The sequence below is a fragment of the Methanosarcina sp. 1.H.T.1A.1 genome, from assembly GCF_000979295.1.
Classification (GTDB): Archaea; Halobacteriota; Methanosarcinia; order Methanosarcinales; family Methanosarcinaceae; genus Methanosarcina.
In genome coordinates, this window is record NZ_JJQY01000107.1 from 1 (window position 1) to 20,170 (window position 20,170).

A 20,170-nucleotide genomic window follows, 5' to 3' on the forward strand; every position below is an offset into this window, starting at 1 on the left:
CGACCACCGAGATCTACACCTCTCTATTCGTCGGCAGCGTCAGATGTGTATAAGAGACAGGTATCAGCCCAACTCAAGGAGCGGACTTCCTGGGACCTACTGCTATCATTAAATCGGTTTCGAAGATGGCTTGTGACGATATGAACATAGGTATGGTTCACAACTTTAAGTTCATGTCTGGTTTGCTCGACACACCTGAAGGGGAAAATGGCATAATTACATTGCTGAGAACTGCATCTACACTTGGCAACGGCCACATGCAATTCAACTACCTGGATAATGAAACATTGCTTGAAGCACAGAAACATCCTGAACAGTACCGTGACCTGGTAGTTCGTGTGGCAGGGTACAGCGCATTCTTTGTAGAATTGTGCAAAGATGTGCAGGATGAGATCATCAGCAGAACAATGCTAAAAAAAGTTTAAAATAAATGAGTGAGCTTGAAAAATAAAGATCAGTTCAGCAGGTGATCGAGGATGAGCAATACAGATGCGGAAGCAATTGAACAAAAAGCTTCCATTTTCAACGTGCAAAGGTTCAACATATATGATGGACCCGGAGTGAGGTCCATAATATTTTTCAAAGGATGCCCACTGCGTTGTAAATGGTGCTCAAACCCCGAAGGCTTAGGGTCAGGATATGACGTGATGTTTAAAAGCAGTGTGTGTACCGATTGCGGTGAATGTGTAAAGGTCTGCCCTGTGGGGATACACACAATCCTGGAAAGCAATAATAAGCATAAGGTGCGACGCGACATTAAATGCATCGGCTGTCGCAAATGCGAGAGTGTTTGCCCCGCATCTGCTTTATCTATATCAGGAGAAGAAAAAAGTATTTCTGAGCTTTTAGAGATCATCGAGAAAGACAGAGCTTTTTATGATACTTCGGGCGGAGGAATTACCATTGGCGGCGGCGAACCTCTGTTGCAGCCAGAAGCTGCCGCAAATTTGCTAATGAAATGTAAGCAGGAAGGGATAAACACTGCAATCGAAACATCCGGTTATGCAAAGCAAGAGGACCTGTTAAAAGTGGCAGAGTTTGTGGATTTATTCCTTTTCGACATAAAACATATTTCGCCGGAGAAGCACCTGGAATTTACGGGAGTTCGCAATGAGCTTATTTTAAGCAATCTGCAGGAACTTATTAGGCGCGGATATAATGTGCTTATCAGAATGCCTTTGCTTAAAGGTGTAAACAGCAGCAAAGAAGACATAGAAAAGGTCATTGAATTTTTAAAACCTTTCCGTGAATGCAAGAATTTTAAAGGCATAGATCTGCTTCCATACCACAAGATGGGGGTACATAAGTATCAGCAGCTTGATAAAGAGTACCTCTGTAAAGAGGAAGCGAGCTTAAATGCGGAAGAGATGAAAGAAATTGAAGGTTGGTTCAAAGCGCAAGATTTCAATGTGAGAATAGTCAACCATTAAAATGCTTTTCATAAGCGCAAAATAAACAGAAAATCTTTAGCTGTATAGAATTAACACATATATAATATTTTGAATGTTGTTGAAGATTGGGGGTTTAACATGATTTTGGGGAATAAGAAGATAGTTGTTGCTACGGATGGATCTGAGAACGCAAATAGAGCAGCCGAATGGGCAATTGGCCTGGCAAAAGATAGAGGTGCAAAAGTATTTGCTGTTCATGTTGTGCAGTATACTGGTGCAGTTGGAGCAATCGCATTAAAGGCTGATGGAGAAAGAGCTACTGCATATGTAGCGGAAATGGGGAAAGAAGCAGGTGTAGAAGTCGAGTCTGTAATAGTTGAAGACAGGATCCCTGCCGAAGGCAAGAGCACTAAGATGTCTGCCGTAGGCAAGAACCCTGCCGAAAGCATCATAGATATTGCTGAAGAGAAAGATGCAGACCTCATAGTGGTGGGAACAAAAGGTATGACAGGACTTAGTCATATCCTGCTTGGAAGTGTTGCAGAAACTGTGGTTCGCCATTCAAAAAGGCCAGTACTTGTAGTTCGCTGATTCCGGGAGGCATACCTGCAGAGAATGTCAATCCTTCCAAAAAGTGAATTTTCAGAATTGGCAGGTAGGTGAATAATATAAATGTATATAACTTGATGCTTGAACGATACTTCTAAGGTCAAGTAACAAATATAGGAGTTACGCAGTTGACTCTTAGCATCTCGATTTTCTCAACTCCCTTTTTATATAAATTAGTTTAATGTGTACAGAGGGTTATTTAAATATGCAGTCACTGCCACTTTTCTAATTTTCATGGCACTTGCAAACCATGATATTCCACTTTTAATTCTCTGTAATTATAGTCTGAGGAAAGCTCTTAATGAGAGCATTATATGTGCTCTTTGTGCCTCTTCCTTTCTTGCCTGACACTTTTTGACACCACAGAACAAATTCTGGATTAAAACCACGTTCTTTGGCTTTGTCAAGCATATCGAGGAAATGGTCATTCTTTGTTTTGTCGTCTTCATCGATGTTATAAATTCTGAAATCGATAGGTATAACGGTTGTACCGTTTGTCCAAACTAAGGTAATCAGACCTATCCCCTTTACAGTACGATGATGTTTACCACTCCACCGATACCGAACAAAACCCATCTTTTCAGAATAAGGTTTATCCAATACTGTATTGTCAACAATCAAACAACTTTCTTTAGGAGTAACAAATTTCCTTACTTCAGCCCATAAAGATTCTGTATCTGGAGATTGATTTTGAAGAAGGCGAGTAAAACAATCATGAGAAAGGGCATTGACTAAAGATGAATGACAGCGAGCAGCTTCGGTACAACTAAAAACGGTAGATGCTGCAATAAGAAAATCGATGTAAGTAAGGTCATTACATTTAGGTGGGTTTACGGGTAGAACTCCAACAAATATTATATTATATAAAGCAGGGTATTGATGATTACGAACATCAACACCGTGGTTGGCGGAAGGCCTGTAAACAATACAATTAGCAAGAGAAGGAAAAGCACAAGTGACGGAAGCCAAAGCAAGCGCAAATCCCGTAAATTATCCGGTTCCTTTCCCGCTACTTCGGGCCACCATTTCAAATAGGTAATAACCCCGAGCAAAAAGACCGCTGCAGTTAGCACCCCGAAGATGATCTGATTTTTTGCCAGTTCATCAAGCTGCGTGGGCTTTCCCCCAACCTGCAGCAATTCTCCGCCCAGTACGATAATAACCCAGATTGCAAATATTACCAGTGAAGTAGGCCATGGTTTTCTTGATGAATTTATATTTATCTTCCCCAATCTGATTAGATACAGGCGTTGGGCTCAGTCCAGGAGGTTAACTGCTGGAATTAGTGGGCTGGATGTGATCCGGGTGCTAACTGCCTGATTCTTGCACCCGGTTTCAGTTATTATATGTCAGTAAATGTCAGCCTTAAAGCACCTGACCTGTTCTCTTTCCGCCTCCACTTTCAGGTGCTTCCGATTCCCTGCAAAAGCTTGTCCATTACCTGATCGACGGTAAAGCTGGCCGCTTTCTGACGTGGGGGGTACTCTTTAAAAGTTGCCAAAAAGTCTCCCACGACACCCTGGGCAGGCACAAGCAGGAAGGCATGGTCCAGAAGCCAGTCGTAATAGGTGTTTGAGGTCTGGTCCGCCCTTTCATAAGGGTCGGTGCGCAGGTTGAACAGCTTTGGGACGCGCAGCGGGATAAAAGGTTCAGCCCAGACCTGTAAAGTGCCGATGGCACGTTGCTCCATGAAAACAAGTTTCCAGTTATCGTACCTTAGAGCTACCAGGTCGCCGTCATCGGAAAAGTAAAAGAACTCAATGCGCGGGGATTTTTTCTCCTTTCCTGTAAGGTATGGGAGCAGGTTATAGCCGTCAAGATGCACCCTGAAAGTTTTGTCCCCTGCTTTGTAGCCTTTTTTGAGCTTTTCCTTAATATCCGGCTCTCCGGCTGCTGCAAGGAAAGTTGGCAGCCAGTCAAGGTGGCTCACCATCTCATTAGAAATCATGCCTGCCGGAATCCTGCCAGGCCAGCGTACTGCCTCAGGAACGCGGAAAGCCCCTTCCCAGCAGGAGTTTTTCTCGTTTCTGAACGGGGTCATGGCTGCATCGGGCCAGGTGTTCATATGTGGGCCGTTGTCCGTGCTGTAGGCAACGATGGTATCCTCTGCGATGCCAAGTTCGTCCAGCAAATCCAGAAGCATTCCCACTTGCCGGTCGTGTTCGATCATGCCGTCGTGGTATTCCGACTGCCAGCGCCCTGATTGCCCCCTTATCCTGTCCGGGATATGGACCCGGAAGTGCATCCAGGTGGTATTGAACCAGACAAAGAAAGGCTTGCCGGCCGCGTGCTGGCGCTTGATAAAATCGATGGTTGCCTCCAGAAACTCCAGATCTACGGTTTCCATGCGTTTTCTGGCCAGCGGGCCGGTGTCCTCCATGTGCCCGTTGGCATAGCTGTGGATTACCCCCCTGGGAGCATAGTTTTTCCGGAAATTGGGGAAGTCCTCCTCAGGAGGATAATCGGGGTTTTCAGGTTCTTCCTCAGCATTCAGGTGATAGAGGTTGCCAAAGAACTCGTCAAACCCGTGGTTGGTGGGCAGGTGTTCATCCCTGTCACCAAGATGGTTCTTTCCGAACTGTCCCGTGGCATAACCCTGAGCTTTTAACAGTTCGGCGATGGTCGGGTCCTCGGACTGTATCCCTACCTTAGCCCCTGGCATGCCCACTTTGCTCAGCCCCGTCCGGAAAGCGCTCTGCCCGGTGATAAACGAAGCTCTTCCGGCGGTGCAGCTCTGTTCCCCATAAGAGTCGGTGAACCGCATGCCCTCATTTGCGATCCTATCGATGTTGGGCGTTCTGTAGCCCATCAGGCCGTCGCTGTAGCAGCTGAGGTTGCTAATTCCTATATCATCTCCCCAGATGACCAGAATGTTCGGTTTCTTTTCTGCCATTCTTAACCCCCCTGGAATATATTGGTTGATTGATTGGTTGATTGATTGATTGATTGATTGATTGGTTGATTGATTGGTTGGTTGATAAATATCTCAAATCAACACTTATTAGCAGTCTTTAGGTGCTTAATTGAACAAAATATGGATTTCTTCTTCTCTACTCCCCACTTTGTTCCTTTCAGAATCGTACAACAGGTCCGGACTGCGGCTGATCCCTATTCTTTATCTGCTTCCGGTCCTTCCTTTCAGGTCCGTTTTTCTTGAGACCGTGACAGCGTTTGAACTTGAGCCCGCTGCCGCAGGGGCAGGGATCGTTTCTTCCTGCCCGGGCAAAAGCGTCTTCAAGAGCCATGACCCTCATCACCTCTGGTGCCGGGTAGCCCCTGCGTATCAGGCCTGTCATGATCTGCATCGGAAAGTCGATGTGCCGGAAGAAAGCTTTCCAGCCTTCGCAGAGGTAGTTCAGTCCCGGTTCCCCTTCCGTGGTTGTCAGGAAACGGTTTTTAGGACATTCCCCCATGCAGGCAAAGAGCACATCACATTCCCGGCATACCTGCGGGAGAGTGTCTCGTTTATCCTGCCCGAATTTGTACTGCTTTTCCGAAGCTGCAAGCTCGCCTATCTCTTTCTCCATGATATTGCCCAGCAGGTATTCCGGCTCCACAAAATGGTCGCAGGAGTAGAGGTCCCCGTTGTGCTCCAGGGCAAGTCCCATACCGCATGTTTCCTCAAAAACGCACATGCATGAAGGCATCCCCAGCCATCTACGTGCAGAAGCTTCAAAAGTCTGCACGAAGACCCTTCCCACATCATTTCTCACCCACTCGTCAAAAATGAGGCTCAGGAAACTTCCAAACTGTTCGGGTTGCACTGAGCGGTCCGAAACCGTGTTTCCCTTCTGGTAAAGGGTCTGTCCCTCCTCATTGATTCGCTCTACGACCGGAATAAATTGAATCCAGTCTGTCTTTGCTTCATCCCGCAGGAAGCGGTAGACCTCAAGCGGATAATCGGCATTTCTGCGGTTGACAGTGGCCAGGACGTTATATTCCACGCCGTGTTTTTGCAGGAGCCGGAGCCCCCTCATGACCCGGTCAAAACTCCCCTCCCCCTTTTTGTCCACCCTGTAGGCGTTGTGAAGTTCACGTGGGCCGTCGATGCTGATCCCTATGAGAAAGTCGTTTTCCTTAAAGAACAGGCACCATTCGTCGTCCAGCAGCGTGCCGTTGGTCTGCATTGTATTTTCAAATGTCATTCCCGGCTTCCTGTACTTTTCCTGCAGCTTGATGGCGCGCCGGTAAAAGTCGATTCCCATCAGGGTAGGTTCGCCCCCCTGCCAGGCAACGGTCACCTGTGGGCTGCGGTGGACTGCGATAAGTTGCCGGATGTAGTTCTCCAGCACTTCATCTGACATGCGAAACCTGCTGCCTGGATAGAGTAACTCCTTGTCCAGAAAGAAGCAGTAGGAGCAGGCCAGGTTGCAGATTGCCCCGGTAGGCTTGGCCAGCACATGGATTCTGGGAGGCAGATAGTGTTGTGTCATTTAGCATTTCCTCCCTGCGCCGGGATTCCCAAGCTCAAATTTGAGCTCCATGCTTCGGGCCACGATTCTGATCATGATCTGGACCATACTTCGGGCCACTATTAGGACTTCGTAAGGTCTGCCTGTATTTTCTGTCATTTGAAATTCTCCTTTTGTCCCGTGCATCCGGACCATCTACTCCTCTGCAAAAACTCCTTCCTCGCGTAAGCGGTGCACCGTCTGTATCGCTACTGCAGTCAGCGGCACGGCCAGTATCATGGCCAGGGCTCCCCCGACAACGCCGGCTGCGATTGTGACCAGGAACACGACCAGCGGGTGAACCTTGAGAGTCGTCCCCAGAGCCCACGTATTTATGGCATTCTGCAGCGCCCCGTTGGATATGGTCACCGCCACCGCAATAATCAGCGCTGTTTCTGCTCCCCCTGAACCAAAGGCGATAATCACGGCAAAAGCCCCTCCAATGAAGGCGCCTATGTAGGGGATAAATGAAGTAAAAAAGTACAGGATTAGAATCGAGCCTATAAGGGGCACTTTGAGGATGATCAGGGGCACGGCCACCACGACCGCCGTAATCGCCGCAGTAAGCGCGGTGCCCCGGAAATAGAGGCGTATTGACCGGCTGATGTCAGCAACGATAGCCGTACCGGTCCCGGGTTTTAACTTGAACTGCCGGGCCAGCCAGACCTCCATTTCAGGCCCGTCCCGCAGGATGAAAAACAGAATGAACACACTGAAATATACCCCAATCAGGAGCGTGGCAGCACTCGAAAACGTGCTGCTGAGGAGCCCGATAATCCCCTGACCCAGCGCAGGCAGGGCATTTGCGATTGCGGTGCTGATGGAATCGAGGGTCTCCTCTTTGACCGGGAACTGCAGCAACCAGGCCTCCAGGCTGTACCAACCTGCTTCGAGCTGGCGTACGATCTCGGCTCCCTGATAAATAAAACCCCTTATCAGGATAACAAACAGGGCAGCGGCACCCAGAAATATAAACAGCATGGTCAGCACCGTGCCGATATTACGGTGAACACGCCGCCGCTCCAGCATGTCTACCAGGGGCCGAAAGACAATCCCTATAACCACCGCAACGAGCAGTGGGACGGTGATACTGCTCACTGTCGCAATGACGCTAAGGACGGTGCTGGAGGCGAGCACGATGCCTAAGAAGAGCCAGCTAAACACGCCGGCACGGCGCAGCCAGTAAGGTGCGCTCCGGGCAAAGTCACTTCGAGGTTGTTTGTCCGTAATGATTCTCCCTCCCGGGATAGGACTGGAAGTTCCCGGATCGCCTGGTTGCCTGCCAGTCCTCTGTCCTATCCTGTCCGATCCAGTCTTCCGTTCGATCTGCCTGGCCAGAGCCGTGCAGATATCGGTTTCGTGGATGGTTAAGCTGTTTACTGCCTTGCCATAACTATCCGCATCTCGGCTTCCTTGTCCTCGATTAGCTTGCCGCTCACATCCACGGTCACACTGTAGATCTTGCCGGTGAACTCAAAGGGAGGCTGGTAGTCGGGAGTAACCGGAGCCCCAGGAGCTGAGCCACAGGTGACTCCGCTGGTTAGCCCGAGTGCAAGCGGAGTCGTTACCGGGACCTCAGCCTGTCCGACCAATTTCCCGTCTATATAGAGCTGAGCCCTGCCGGGTGCGCCCATGCCCCTGACCAGGTCCGGCTTGCCTGTAACTTCGAACTCGAAACGGAGTTTATGCCGCCCCTCGGGAACGTTTTCTATGGACTCGACGTGATAGAGAGTCCTGGATACGTAGTTGTGAACCCAGTGTAGCTTTCCACCTTTCATATAGAATGAATAGCCGGAGTCGATGCCCCCATGGGCCAGCAGGACTCCTTCAGCCCCACCGGCAGGGATCTCGACATCAGCGGTGATGCTGTGCGGGCGGTTGAGGACCCTGACCGCTGCATTTGAAGGAACCCCCTGAGTTCCTGGATAGTAAGTGTAGCGTGTCCGGTTGGTGGCAATCTGTGGCCTTTCATCTGCAAGGCGCATCACTCCGCGGCCGTCTATAGGCAGCACGTTGTATTTTCCGGCCTCTACATACCAGGTGGCAATCATCTCGATCAACGTCGGCCGGTTTTCCGCAGCTACATCATGGTTTTCAGTCCAGTCCTTCTCAATGTGGTAAAGTTCCCAGCCTTTTGCATCCAGCTCGGCCAGCTTTTCTGCCGGGATCGGTTCCCCGAAAGACTTCCCTGCTTCGGCAAACGAAGGCCCCGGCCAGGGGCATACAGCCCTCCATCCATCGTGGTAAATGGAGCGGTGCCCCATCATTTCAAAGTACTGGGTGTGGTGCTTTGAAGGCGCGTCGGCATCTTCGAAGGTAGGTGCAAAACTGACGCCTTCGATGGGAGCCTGGGTTACCCCTTTGATAACCGTCGGGGACTCAATTCCCAGGCATTCCAGTACGGTAGGTACCATGTCAATAGCATGGGCATACTGGGTGCGGACCTCGCCTCCGGCCTTTATTCCCACTGGCCAGTGGACGATAAAGGGGTCGCTGATTCCGCCGCGGTATGTTTCCCGCTTCCAGCGGCGGAAAGGCGTATCTCCCGCCCAGGTCCAGCCCCAGGCATAGTGGTTGTAAGTTTCCGGGCCCCCCAGCTTATTTAGGGCTGCGAGGTTTTCCTCCAGCGATTCGGGTACATTGTTGAAGAAGAGGTTCTCATTGACTGAACCCGTGGGGCCCCCTTCGGAACTTGCACCGTTGTCGGAAATCACCATGATTAAAGTATTATCAAACTCACCGATATCTTTCAGGAACTGCAGCAGCCTCCCGGTGTGGTAATCGGTATGTTCCAGGAAGCCGGCAAAGACTTCCATCATGCGGGCGTAGAGCTTTTTCTCCTCAGGCGAGCATTCATCCCAGGGTTTGACATCCGGGTCGTGACGGGATAGTTCGGCGTCTTTAGGGACTATGCCCAGTTCCTTTTGACGGGCAAAGGTCTTTTCCCTGTAAGCCTCCCAGCCGTCATTGAACTTGCCTTTGTATTTGTCAGCCCATTCTTTGGGGACGTGGTGAGGAGCATGCATGGCTCCGGTGCAGAAGTACATGAAAAAAGGCTTGTTGGGTGCGACCTGTTTGGCATCGGCAATGAACTGGATGGCTTTGTCCGCAAGGTCCTCATTCAGGGTGTAGCCCTCTTCGGGAGTTTTGGGGGGATGTACGGAGTGACTATCGTAAACCAGCTCAGGATAATACTGGTGCGTTTCGCCTCCTAAAAAACCGTAGAAGCGCTCGAAACCCCGGCCCAGAGGCCAGCGGTCATAGGGCCCTGCTGCCGAGATCTGGTCTGCCGGTGTCAGGTGCCATTTGCCCACGGCATAGGTGTTGTAGCCGTACTCCAGAAGGATCTCTGACAAAAACCCATTCTCAAAAGGTATGTAGCCGTTGTAGCCGGGATAGCCGGTTGAGCCTTCGGTGATGCAGGCCATGTTGTTCGAATGGTGGTTCCGCCCGGTCAGGATACAGGTGCGAGTGGGAGAGCACAGTGCTGTTGTGTGCATATTGTTGTAAACAAGGCCTCCCTCTGCCAGGCTGTCCAGATTGGGTGTTTTGATAGGGCTTCCATAGCAGCCGAGTTGTCCGAAGCCGGTGTCGTCCAGCACGATAAATAACACATTTGGTGTGCCTTCTTTAGCCCGCAGGGGTTCAGGCCAGGCGGGTTCTGACTGGTCCGTCGTCCTTCCTATGACGCCGGAGAAGGCAGTTCCGGGTTTGTATTCTTTTAATGGCATTTATCCTCCGATAATTGCTTGGATTTTCCGGAAAAAACATGAAAACAAAAATGGGGAAAGGAACTGACTTTTCGCTCCTCTCTCCTAATTCTTTTTATTCAAGAATCGATATTTTCCTGTTTTACAGGCAGTTTCCGGGAATGCAGGTATCCCCGAGGTGGCGGTTTTCAGGTCAAAGCTTACATTGCCGGAGCTGCCTCTTCTTCTTCGGCAAACATCTCGCGCATCTTGTCCTCTTCTTCTTTGGACAGGTTGGAAGCAATAATTTCGAACTTGAGGCCTTTGACAGCTTCTGCTACCTTATCATGCACAGCATCGCTGGTAAGCAAAAAGAGGGCAGAGGTGCCTTCGGTCACTTTACTGCGGACCGACTTGATGAAATCATCACTGATTCCCACGTCAGCAAAGGAGCCGGACAGTGCACCGACAGCAGCTCCGACGACCAGGCCAAAGATCGGGACCAGGAAGATCAGGCCGAACAGCATGCCCCAGAATGCGCCGCTCAGTGCACCTACTCCGGTCATGCTGGTTAATTGTTTCGTTTTTGGCTTTTTTTTGCCCATCGGCCAGGAAACGATTGCTGCATCCTGCAGGGTGATCAGCTGCTTCTTGCTCAAATCCTCTACCACTTCAAGTGCATGTTCTGCACCGCCAGGAGTGTCAAATTTTAAAACTGTTAGAGTTGCTATATTCAAACCTCCTTTTATATTCACATTTTTTCTTTGTTGCTTTGTTTTTATGCCAGCTTGCCAATCAAGGCGGAACCGGCATCTCCACTATCGTTTTGTAATTCTTGAAAAAGCCGGGGTACCATGTCTTCTTCTCTGGCTTACGCATTTTCTGCTGGCTTAGCAGCAGCATAGTAACCGGGAAAAAGCCTTACTCAAAGCCCACAAACCGTTTTGTGCCGAGGGTCAAGGAATAATCACTTCTGGCAATCGCTTCTGACAGGGAAATTTACAGTATTTTTTTTCATTTGTTGTCCCATGTGAGTTTTATTAATGTGATTTCACAGGGTCTAAAGATACTGATATTCTGCCATAGCCAGAGCTATTCAGAGCGAGATGAATTCCATTTAAATGTCTTTTTTGACTATTATCGGTTTGAGCCTGAAGGCTTGAGATTCGTCAGGTGTCTTTTATTATTCCTGAAAACCGCCTGTCAGGTATCTACCGTAAATTTTGATGCCGTTAACCCCCACTGAACCTTCGAGATCACTTCCCCCAAGCTCGATGTTCAATTATTCGCTTTATATAATTCTTCTTTTATACATATTACCCTATGCATGTTGATTTATTTTATCGGGTCTGCCGAAATGGATTGCTCCTTTCTATTGGAGAAAGGGGACTAAATAATATATCTATCTGATCCGTGCAACATTATTTGCTATCGGTTTCGTTCTTGTCACACTCGACTCAGGAGAGCGGTCTTTCCCGCAAAAAAGCCCGAAAAGAAGATCGAAAATAAAAGTCAGCAAGCAAAAACGATCGAGGAAACCGTAATATCGAGGAAACTGTAATATCGAGGAAACCGTAAGACCCAACAAAAAAGAACAAATCAAATTCTGCCTGAAAAATACTTTTTTAAGTCTCTTTTTCTGCTCTTTTTCTGCTTTTTTTGCAGGGCCGCCAGACAAGCTGGCGGAGGCGCTTGGATTTACCTGTAAATTAAAAAGCAGCCTCGTGGGTATTAAAGAAGATATTTTTTTCAGTCCCCGGGGCATTTCTCCAATGTATTGTTTCTCTTTATTGCGGTGTTGTTTTGTCGGGCACTTTTTATCTGGCTGGCAGGCTGGCCCAAGCTCCGGGCGACACAGGGAAAGAAAACTGAAAGCTCCCGTCTCCGGGCTCCGGAATAGATCAACTGATTAATCAGGAATCCCCCGAATCCTTTTCCTATCTGGAAATTTTCAGCTCCTGATCCGGGTCCGCAAAGTGAACAATGATGTCGGAAGAAGGATTAATATATTCGCATTTATCAGGGCTTTATATATTGCCGTGTTGAGCCTGTCCTCTGAAACCCAGATTTCCACGTAATTTTCTATCCCGCATCTGGCTTTGAACTCCACTCCTGATCCGGTAAACCTGAGTAAGAGAGCCTGTACAGGTTGTTCATGCATGATCCAGGTTTCCTGCTTCATAGCCTCAATAATCAGAACATAATCGTCAGTTATATTTCCTCTTCACTATCTATTATAGGTCAAAATCCTCTCCTGCTGCCTGATCCCCCCGCATTCCAGGTAATGAAAAATAAAGAAAAAAAAGTAACTTTGCACCTTCTCATGCTCACTGCCTTTAAAAACGAGAAAATGAAAGCTCTATCTTCCGTTTTCCTCCGGGTTTTCGGTACTGATCCGGAGCAGAGTGTCAGGTCTTAAAACATTCGTAAAATCGGCGTTTAAGTTTTGGTATTTTTCAGGGTGTCGCTGCTGCCATTCCAGGCTTCTTTTCCTCTGCAAATTTTACCGCTTCTGCCAGTTCCGCTCCAACTAAAGCAAGTAGTTCAGGTGTTAGCATGCCCTGGGAAACCAGCACTCCGCCCGCGTCTCGAATCGCCTGTTTGAGATTCTTTGCCCAGAGGTGTTCGATGATAAGGATGGCAGCGGCAGTACCTTCCGGGATGGCATCGGTTACCTCCAGAATATCTTCATCAGTGATCCCGTAGTTTTCCTGGGCGGCTGCCAGAATTCCTGCCTCTGTGCCTTCCCTGGCTCCCTCTTCGCCTCCGGCTCCATAACCGATAAGTCCTCCTACGACGGCTCCGAATTGCATTTTCTCCTCCTGGTCCAGTTGTGTGGCTTCCATAGACTTAATGTTCCCTTTTTCATCTTTCCATAAGAACAGCAGGTCAATGAGTCTTACCATTCCTTTTTCCATGACAGATTCAAGTTCTCGGCGGATCTGTCCATGGAATTTTGGATTATCGAATACAATGACTAAGAGCTGCATAGGTCCATACATTGCTTCGGTCATTTGTTTTCCCCCTTTTGAAGTTCTTCTCCCTCTTCTTCTGCTGCCCCGCTTTCCGTTGCCTAACTTTCCATTTCTCTAATCCTGATCGATGACCTGGGGATTATCCGGATAAGCCGCGAAATCTCCTCACTTTTCCGGCGGCTATTTTCTCCTTCCCCTTCGCCTTGTCCGGAACTCAGCACCCGAAAAACAGATTCAGCAGCATTAACAATGTGATATATAAGTCCCAGTTTATATAAAATTGAGCACATATAAAAATGCACTTAAGATCAAAAATTGCTGGAAAGCAGGGAAGATAGATTTAACTCCGCAGGCTGAAAACTCCTTTCTTCAAAAGCCTGAGAGAGGGGGAAAATTCCCCGTCCTTTCTGCCCATGTTCTCTGCAGTATTGACGGCTCTAAAGAGTGTTTTTATTCTTCTGAGTCCCCATTTCCTTTTCCCTGCTCTCTTATCGCTCCTTTGCTCTATCTTCCGTTGAAACGCTCATCAATCTGCTCAACAACCGCTTCTCTTTGAGATTCCCAGGGATTATTTTCAAAACCATGTATTTTTGAAATTTGTAGTCTTTAAAAATCTCAGGATTCATTATTGTCCGCGTTTTCCTCATCCTGACCTCTATCCCCACTTGATTCCATCAGTTTAGCCATCAAGTATGTTTCGTCGGAACTTTCCAGAATTATCTTTACAACTATTGTAAGGGGTACGGCAATCAAAGCACCTGCAGCTCCCAGTATGAAAGACCAGTAAAACAGGGAAAGAAATACAATCGTGGGAGATAATTTAAGGCCTTTTCCTGCAAGGGACGGGAAAAGAACATTTTCCACGAGCATATTGATAAGACTAATACCGACAAGGACAGCCACTGCCCCTATAGGCCCATACTTGAACAGGCCAAGGAGCATAGGTGGAACAGCGGCCAGATAAAAGCCCAGGTAAGGTATATAACCGAACAGGAATGTCAGGAATCCCCAGAGAAGAGCAAAATCTATACCCCCAATAAAGAGCAGTATGGCAGTTCCAATTCCCCCAAGCAAATTGGTCTCAGTCCTCAGGAGCATGTAATTTATAACTTTGCTGCTTAATTCGGTAAACTTCGAAAGACGGACTGGTTGATCTTCAACTTCTTTTTGAACCTTTTCTGGCGCACTTGCAGAATCCAGAAGTAAAAACGTTGTCGTGATAACAATGAGCACAATTGTTGATCCGGCACCTAAGGCCCCTGAAATAATTTCCCCAGACACTCTGAAAGCAAATGCTGCAATATCGCGCAGTACCGATTCCACTGAAACTCCAGCTATAGGCAAATATGTTGAAATACTGTTCAGAATACCCTGCAACTGAGTTTCATAGTTTGGAATCTGGTTACTGATCTGGATTAAAGAGTTCACAAACAGAACTGCGGTTCCAAAAAAAACAAAAATGAAAAAAAGGATTACAAGAAAAACGCTAACTGTTCCCGGAACCCCTTTCCTCATGAGCCAGCGAACCAGAGGAGCAAAGATTAGAAAGGCAAAAAGAGCGAAAAAAACCGGTACCAGTATAGTTGAAATCGCTTTCATACCAAGTGTAAGAAGAACTGCAGCAGTGCTGTAAATTAGAATTTTGGCTGGCGTTGAACTGGTATTTGCATTTATATTTACATCCCCCAAGCTTTCTTACTCCGGATTTTTCTTTTGCTGCCTCTTTTGTTTTTCAAATTTTCATAGATCAACTTCCCTGTCTTGCTCTCTAATTTCCATGCATTTCAATTGAGAAGAATTAAAAATCAGTAACTTCGCATCCTGTCTTTTTAGCTGCCATTTTAATAAATGAAGAAAGTAAAGACTCCAGCTCCCCCATCTAAAGAAAGAAGATAAAAACCCCAATCTCCTCTCATTTTTTAATTAAACTATTAAGTCACTGAATGGGCACAATATATGTATAAATCCCAGAATATATATAAATTAGCACATATAATTTTAGGATTTTCTCTTCTATATTTCCTTATTTTCTTTTTCCCCCTTTCCTTTTTCCCAGTTTCCTTTTTGCCTATTTTCTCTTTACTTAGTTCTCTCCCTGGAGTTTTTTAGCACGCCTTCGGTAGCGGTAAAGCCCTGACGTGCAGGCAGTTCCTTCACTTCCATTCTTTCCGGCACATCCTCAGGCAGTGCAGCTACTATCCGTGAATACCATTCGCCTGCAGGGCCTGCGGAAATTCCGTGGGCAAAAATACTTATGAGGACTGTGGTGAGCACGACAAGAACTATCGTTTCAAGCCCCGGAATCCCTTTTGCCTCTTCCACAGCAATGAGCAGAAGGACGACCGATGCCAGGCCTCTCGGGCCGAACCAGCCAAGGAAGAGGACGGTTTCGCGGTGCAGACCCGCACCAATCAGAGAGATTGCTACAGGGACCATACGAATTACAGTGAGGCTCAGTACTGCATAAACGACCTCAGACAAACCGATGGCTGGAAGCCTTGTTGCGGTTACGACCCCGAATATGAAGAAAACTGCAAGGCTCAGGATGCTCCCTTCGGCTTCCGTAAGAATTATCTCTTCCTCCTCGACCTTTCTGCCCATAGCCCCGCTTGCCATTCCCGCTAAAAAAGCCGCTATGAATCCGCTTCCTCCCAGCGTATCGGCCACAAGCCAGGAGATGATGGCAAGTGCCAGAAATTCAATCCTGCGGTAAAGCGTGGAAGTCCATCCTGCCCTGATAGCCCTGCCGGAAAGCCATCCTCCAAGCAGACCCAGTGTGATACCGACCAGAGCTCCATACCCTATCTGTTCAATTGTTAGGGATAAAATAGTAGCTATCGGCTGGTTAAGTTCCTCTCCTTTAGCCAGTGTAAGGAAGAAGATGAAAAGAGGAATTGCTCCTCCATCGTTGAGCCCGCTTTCGATGTTTAGGCTCTGTCGGATCCGGACAGGTATTTTCGGGTTGCTTACGATAGGCTGGCCCAACCCGGCATCTGTAGGGGCAAGAATAGCTCCCACGAGTGCAGCTTCGGCAAAGTTCAGGTCCAAAAATATGATAGCAGCAGCAACAGTCCCTGCGATAATAATAAGGGGCAGGGCAAAAAAGAGGAGGCGGTTTTGCAGACCTTCCTTCTGGCCCAGTGACCTCAGTTTGATCCTGGAAGCATCGGCGAACAGTGTGAGTACCAGAGCCACCTCAGCTACCTTGAGGATGAAACTGCTCCCTTCTGGAAATTCTACCATGTCGAGCCCTTCCGGGCTGAGCAGCATTCCGGCCGCAACAAAAATTATCGGGGTAGTGACAACGGTTTTAGAGATTCTTTGGGAGACAAGGCTATAAACAAAGAGTAGTGCAGCAAAGGCAATGACAAAGCTTGTTGTTTCTGCTGTCGTGGAAATTCCTTCTGCTTTCGGGTGCAGACTGTCACTTTTGCGCCATCAGTTTTTTTGAGCTCTCAGCTGCTTTTTTGCATCTCCCCTTCACCTTGCCGGTTCCGTGGAAATTTTTTCTGGGGTACTGTCAGGGAGAACCCCCATGCCCAGTATGCTGGTAAGCACGAAGATCAGTGTGGCAAGGACGCCTACAGTCTCAAGGATATTCAAAAAAGAGGTGGTTTCACCCCTTCTTTTCTCCCCTCTTTCCCCTTCTTTCAAACCTCTCCCTTCAGTCGTGTGCCATCTGGTCAACAGCCACAGTAATTGCCAGGATTAGAGCAGCATCCTGTCCGGGAGAAATCTCCACTCCATAGGTATCTCTTATCCGGAACCACTTTTTGGAGACCTCTGCAACTTTATCTCTCCCAGCTTCAATCTTGTATTCGTGGTCCAGAATATTGCCCTGGACATTCATTTCAGGACCATTTGCGACTTCAACTTTCCAGCGGTCGCGGAGAGGCGTTATCAGGGCTTTTTTTATTGTTGCGGCTGTTTTGCCGTCCCCATCCTGGATTTCCAGCGTATCCCTGATCCTGAGTAGCTTCTCCTTGAGTTTGTACAGCTCGTGTCCCTGCACATCCTTGATGATCAGGGTGTCGCGAATACGGAGAGCTTTGCCGTCAACATAGAATGCCCTCTCCCCAGCCTCATTTTCGATCCAGTAGTCATCCCCTATGGAAATGAGTTTTTCGTGCATTTTGTAGCGTTGTGTGCTTTCTGCTCCTCGGCCTCTGAGACCGCCCAAGATTCGTCCCATTAAAAATCACTCCCCTTTTATTGTATTCCATGTCTCTTCCCTTGTAGAGTGTATAAATATAAATGATATATATTCAAATTGATTTATAATTTGGCATCAATACATGACTTTTTTTCGATCACATAGCTTTCCTGTAAATTTCAATTACATCTTTACGATTTCTCTAACCCGTGCAACCATATTCGCTATATTGAGTCGATTTTGTCCCGCTCAACGCAGGAGAGCGATCGTTCCCACAAAAACAGAAAGAAGACAGAAAGAAGAAAGAGAACGGAAAGAAGAAAGAAGACAGAAAGAAGAAAGAGAACGGAAAGAAGAAAGAGAACGGAAAGAAGAAAGTGACAGCTGTTGGATGTGTTTGTGAGTAAGCACGAGAACTATACAAACAAACAGGACTAAATTTCGGTCTTCATTTCTCTTCCATTTATTCTGCTTTTTTCCTTTGGGAAGGGCCGCCAGACAAGCTGGCGGAGGCACTGATATTTAGCTGAAATTAAAAATTGGTTTCCGGTTTTAAGAAAAGTACCCTTCGGACAGGGAAGACAGTTCTGAACTCCATTTTTCTTGGTGACGGTATGAATGCGAATGTTACTTTTTTGCGTTGCATAAGAGACAACTTCACCCTGCAAGGAGCAGAACAGAAATACAAAAGATTCCAGCTTCGAATATTTTGAATAATATCAACCGTTAACTCGGAACCACGAGAGTATGCAAAGATGAGTCAATAGTTCGCAGACACGGATTGTTTTTTCAAGACGTGCAGCTATTTAAGAATTCAACCCTAATTAAATATACATGAGTGGGGGCAGGCTTGGAGCAGATTTTCTTTCAACGTATGAAGAGGGAATAAAAAGAGAATGGATTATAGGCAACGGGCTTGGAGGATATGCTTCCTCTACAGTCATCGGGGCAGGGACCAGGACTTACCACGGACTGCTTATAGCAGCTCCGGAGAATTCTCCGGGGAGGCTTTTGGTGCTTTCTTCCCTTGATGAGGAAATCTCAATCGATGAAGAAGTATATCGGCTTGCGACCCATAAATACCCGGACAATATTTGTCCTATGGGCTTCAATTACCTTTCCGAATTCACTCGTGCCCCATTTCCCCTCTGGGTTTACCAGCCCGGTGATTTTGTCTTAAAGAAAAAAGTCTTCATGGTCCATAATAATAACACAACCTTCGTTCTCTATGATATTACATCCGAAAAAGAGGGAGCTTTGCTAAGAATTTACCCTCTGGTAAGCTCAAGAGACTTTAATCTCACTGCTCGCTCCGGATACCTTTCCTTCTTCCAGAAAGCTGGTCCTGCGGGAGTAGAACTGGCAAGTTCTAATGGTTTTACTTTTTCGCTTTCATCCAATCTCCAGTACCATGCCGAACCAAAGTGGTACTATAACCTGGAGTATGATGCTGAGAAGAACCGGGGACTTAACTTTCAGGAGGATATCTTTAATCCGGGTTATTTTGAAAGCACACTCGAGCCGGGGACTTCCCGCTTTTTTATTGCTGCTTCAACAGGAGATATTTCTTCTCTTACTCTCGAGAAAGTTGATAAACTCTATACAAGGGAAGCAAATCGGCAGAACCTTCTTGTTCTCGATTCGAAGCTTACTGAGCCATTTGCTCTCAAACTTCTCAAGGCAACTGACCCTTTTGTAGTGAAAAATCACTTTACAGGTGAAAACACAGTTATTGCAGGATATCACTGGTACTCTGACTGGGGAAGAGATGCCATGATTTCTCTGCCTGGCCTGTTTTTAATTCCTTATCGGTTTGATGAGGCAAAGTCCGCTCTCAAAAATTTTGCCCGGTATTGTCGGAGAGGCTTGATCCCCAATACTTTTCCGGCTTTCGGAGGAGATCCGGTTTACAATACAGTGGACGCTTCTCTCTGGTTTATTCATGCTCTGGACCGCTATTTCGCATATACGAAAGATTTCCTTTTCCTCTCGGATATCTGGGATACTGTAGGTGATATTATAGACAATTATTGCGAAGGCACAGATTTTGGAATCGGCATGGATTCTGATTGTCTTATTCGGCAGGGACCTCAGCTAACCTGGATGGATGCTAAAGTAGGGGAATGGGCAGTGACCCCAAGAGCAGGTAAAGCCTGTGAGATAAATGCTCTCTGGTATAACGCCCTGAAAACTGCTTCTTACATGGGTACTCTTCTCGGCGAAGATATTTCCTTATATGAAACTCTTGCAGCCGGGATAGCTTCGAATTTTGAAAATGTTTTCTGGAACCCGGAAACTAACTGTCTCTTTGACCTCGTATATCAGGATGAGACCGGAAACCAGGTTAAAGACCCTGCAATCCGCCCTAATCAAATCTTTGCTGTCTCGCTCCCTTATACTATGCTTTCTCCTGAAAAAGAAAAAGCGATTGTAGACCGAGTTGAAAAAGATCTTTTGACTCCATTCGGGCTCAAAAGTCTATCGAGTGATCACCCATTATATATAGGACAGTACCGTGGAGACGCCCTTACCAGAGATACGGCCTACCACAACGGGACAGTCTGGCCCTGGCTCCTCGGGGCCTATGTGAAAGCTTACCTGAAAGTCCATAATTCTTCGAACAGCAGCCTTGAGGCCATGCGGGCTCTTCTTGAGGGCTTTGATACGCACCTTGAAACCGCAGGTATCTGCACCATTTCTGAAGTGTTTGATGGGGACTATCCTCACTCTCCAGGTGGGGCTATTGCCCAGGCCTGGAGCGTTGCAGAAATTTTCAGGGCATACGTAGAAGACGTGCTTGGGATCAAGCCTTAAAAAAGGAATTGTGTGTGCAGCCTTTAATAAAGGAATAATATTATCTATATGATCTGGAAGGGATATGGTGGGATGCCTGCAAAATAGG

General features: G+C 47.3%; 16 protein-coding genes and 1 pseudogene. 4 read left to right on the forward strand and 13 right to left on the reverse strand.

Annotation, left to right across the window (positions count from 1 at the left end):
* Positions 1-62: 62 nt before the first annotated feature.
* The 3 genes from EO95_RS11105 (at position 63) to EO95_RS11115 (ending at position 1,982) form a co-directional block, all read left to right on the forward strand.
* Positions 63-425 carry a glycine radical domain-containing protein gene (locus tag EO95_RS11105; RefSeq protein WP_268767904.1) on the forward strand — a complete coding sequence of 121 codons (363 nt, stop codon included), beginning with the start codon at positions 63-65 and terminating at the stop codon, positions 423-425.
* A gap of 51 nt (positions 426-476) precedes the next feature.
* The gene (gene cutD, locus EO95_RS11110) at positions 477-1,430 is read left to right on the forward strand and encodes a choline TMA-lyase-activating enzyme (RefSeq protein WP_048134752.1); all 954 of its coding nucleotides are present in this window, start codon (positions 477-479) and stop codon (positions 1,428-1,430) included.
* Between the two features lie 99 nt (positions 1,431-1,529).
* Positions 1,530-1,982, forward strand: coding sequence for a universal stress protein (locus EO95_RS11115; RefSeq protein ID WP_048134753.1), 453 nt, complete (start codon positions 1,530-1,532; stop codon positions 1,980-1,982).
* 381 nt (positions 1,983-2,363) lie between these two features.
* On the opposite strand, the pseudogene EO95_RS18770 reads toward EO95_RS11115, so the two are convergent.
* From EO95_RS18770 to EO95_RS11195, 13 genes and pseudogenes are all read right to left on the reverse strand, one after another.
* Positions 2,364-2,858: pseudogene (locus EO95_RS18770) on the reverse strand (IS701 family transposase); the annotation flags it as partial.
* A 544-nt stretch (positions 2,859-3,402) separates the two neighbouring features.
* On the reverse strand, positions 3,403-4,893 hold the full coding sequence (locus EO95_RS11130; RefSeq protein ID WP_048134754.1) for an arylsulfatase: 1,491 nt from the start codon (positions 4,891-4,893) through the stop codon (positions 3,403-3,405).
* Between the two features lie 178 nt (positions 4,894-5,071).
* A complete protein-coding gene (locus EO95_RS11135) occupies positions 5,072-6,433 on the reverse strand; it encodes an anaerobic sulfatase maturase (RefSeq protein ID WP_048134755.1) in 1,362 nt (453 codons plus the stop codon).
* Entirely contained in the window at positions 6,434-6,571 is a 138-nt protein-coding gene (locus EO95_RS17660; protein WP_156164047.1) for a hypothetical protein, read from the reverse strand. It abuts the gene before it with no gap.
* A gap of 36 nt (positions 6,572-6,607) precedes the next feature.
* Entirely contained in the window at positions 6,608-7,615 is a 1,008-nt protein-coding gene (locus EO95_RS11140) for an AI-2E family transporter (protein WP_052733577.1), read from the reverse strand.
* Positions 7,616-7,827: 212 nt separating this feature from the next.
* Positions 7,828-10,182: an arylsulfatase gene (locus EO95_RS11145; protein ID WP_048134757.1), complete on the reverse strand. Its 2,355-nt coding sequence runs from the start codon at positions 10,180-10,182 to the stop codon at positions 7,828-7,830.
* A 179-nt stretch (positions 10,183-10,361) separates the two neighbouring features.
* Entirely contained in the window at positions 10,362-10,877 is a 516-nt protein-coding gene (locus tag EO95_RS11150) for a DUF1269 domain-containing protein (protein WP_235282977.1), read from the reverse strand.
* Positions 10,878-12,091: 1,214 nt separating this feature from the next.
* A complete protein-coding gene (locus EO95_RS11160) occupies positions 12,092-12,322 on the reverse strand; it encodes a hypothetical protein (RefSeq protein ID WP_156164048.1) in 231 nt (76 codons plus the stop codon).
* Positions 12,323-12,596: 274 nt separating this feature from the next.
* Positions 12,597-13,154: a DUF1269 domain-containing protein gene (locus EO95_RS11170; protein ID WP_048134761.1), complete on the reverse strand. Its 558-nt coding sequence runs from the start codon at positions 13,152-13,154 to the stop codon at positions 12,597-12,599.
* 576 nt (positions 13,155-13,730) lie between these two features.
* The gene (locus EO95_RS11185; protein ID WP_048134764.1) at positions 13,731-14,804 is read right to left on the reverse strand and encodes an AI-2E family transporter; all 1,074 of its coding nucleotides are present in this window, start codon (positions 14,802-14,804) and stop codon (positions 13,731-13,733) included.
* Positions 14,805-15,194: 390 nt separating this feature from the next.
* Positions 15,195-16,535: a sodium:proton antiporter gene (locus EO95_RS11190; protein ID WP_327037163.1), complete on the reverse strand. Its 1,341-nt coding sequence runs from the start codon at positions 16,533-16,535 to the stop codon at positions 15,195-15,197.
* 60 nt (positions 16,536-16,595) lie between these two features.
* Positions 16,596-16,769, reverse strand: a complete 174-nt coding sequence (locus EO95_RS17665; RefSeq protein WP_156164049.1) for a hypothetical protein — start codon at positions 16,767-16,769, stop codon at positions 16,596-16,598.
* A 10-nt stretch (positions 16,770-16,779) separates the two neighbouring features.
* Complete coding sequence (locus EO95_RS11195; RefSeq protein ID WP_048134766.1) at positions 16,780-17,307, reverse strand: LURP-one-related/scramblase family protein; 528 nt, start codon at positions 17,305-17,307, stop codon at positions 16,780-16,782.
* Between the two features lie 795 nt (positions 17,308-18,102).
* On the opposite strand from EO95_RS11195, the gene EO95_RS11205 reads away from it, so the two are divergent.
* Positions 18,103-20,082: an amylo-alpha-1,6-glucosidase gene (locus EO95_RS11205; protein WP_048134768.1), complete on the forward strand. Its 1,980-nt coding sequence runs from the start codon at positions 18,103-18,105 to the stop codon at positions 20,080-20,082.
* Positions 20,083-20,170: the final 88 nt, after the last annotated feature.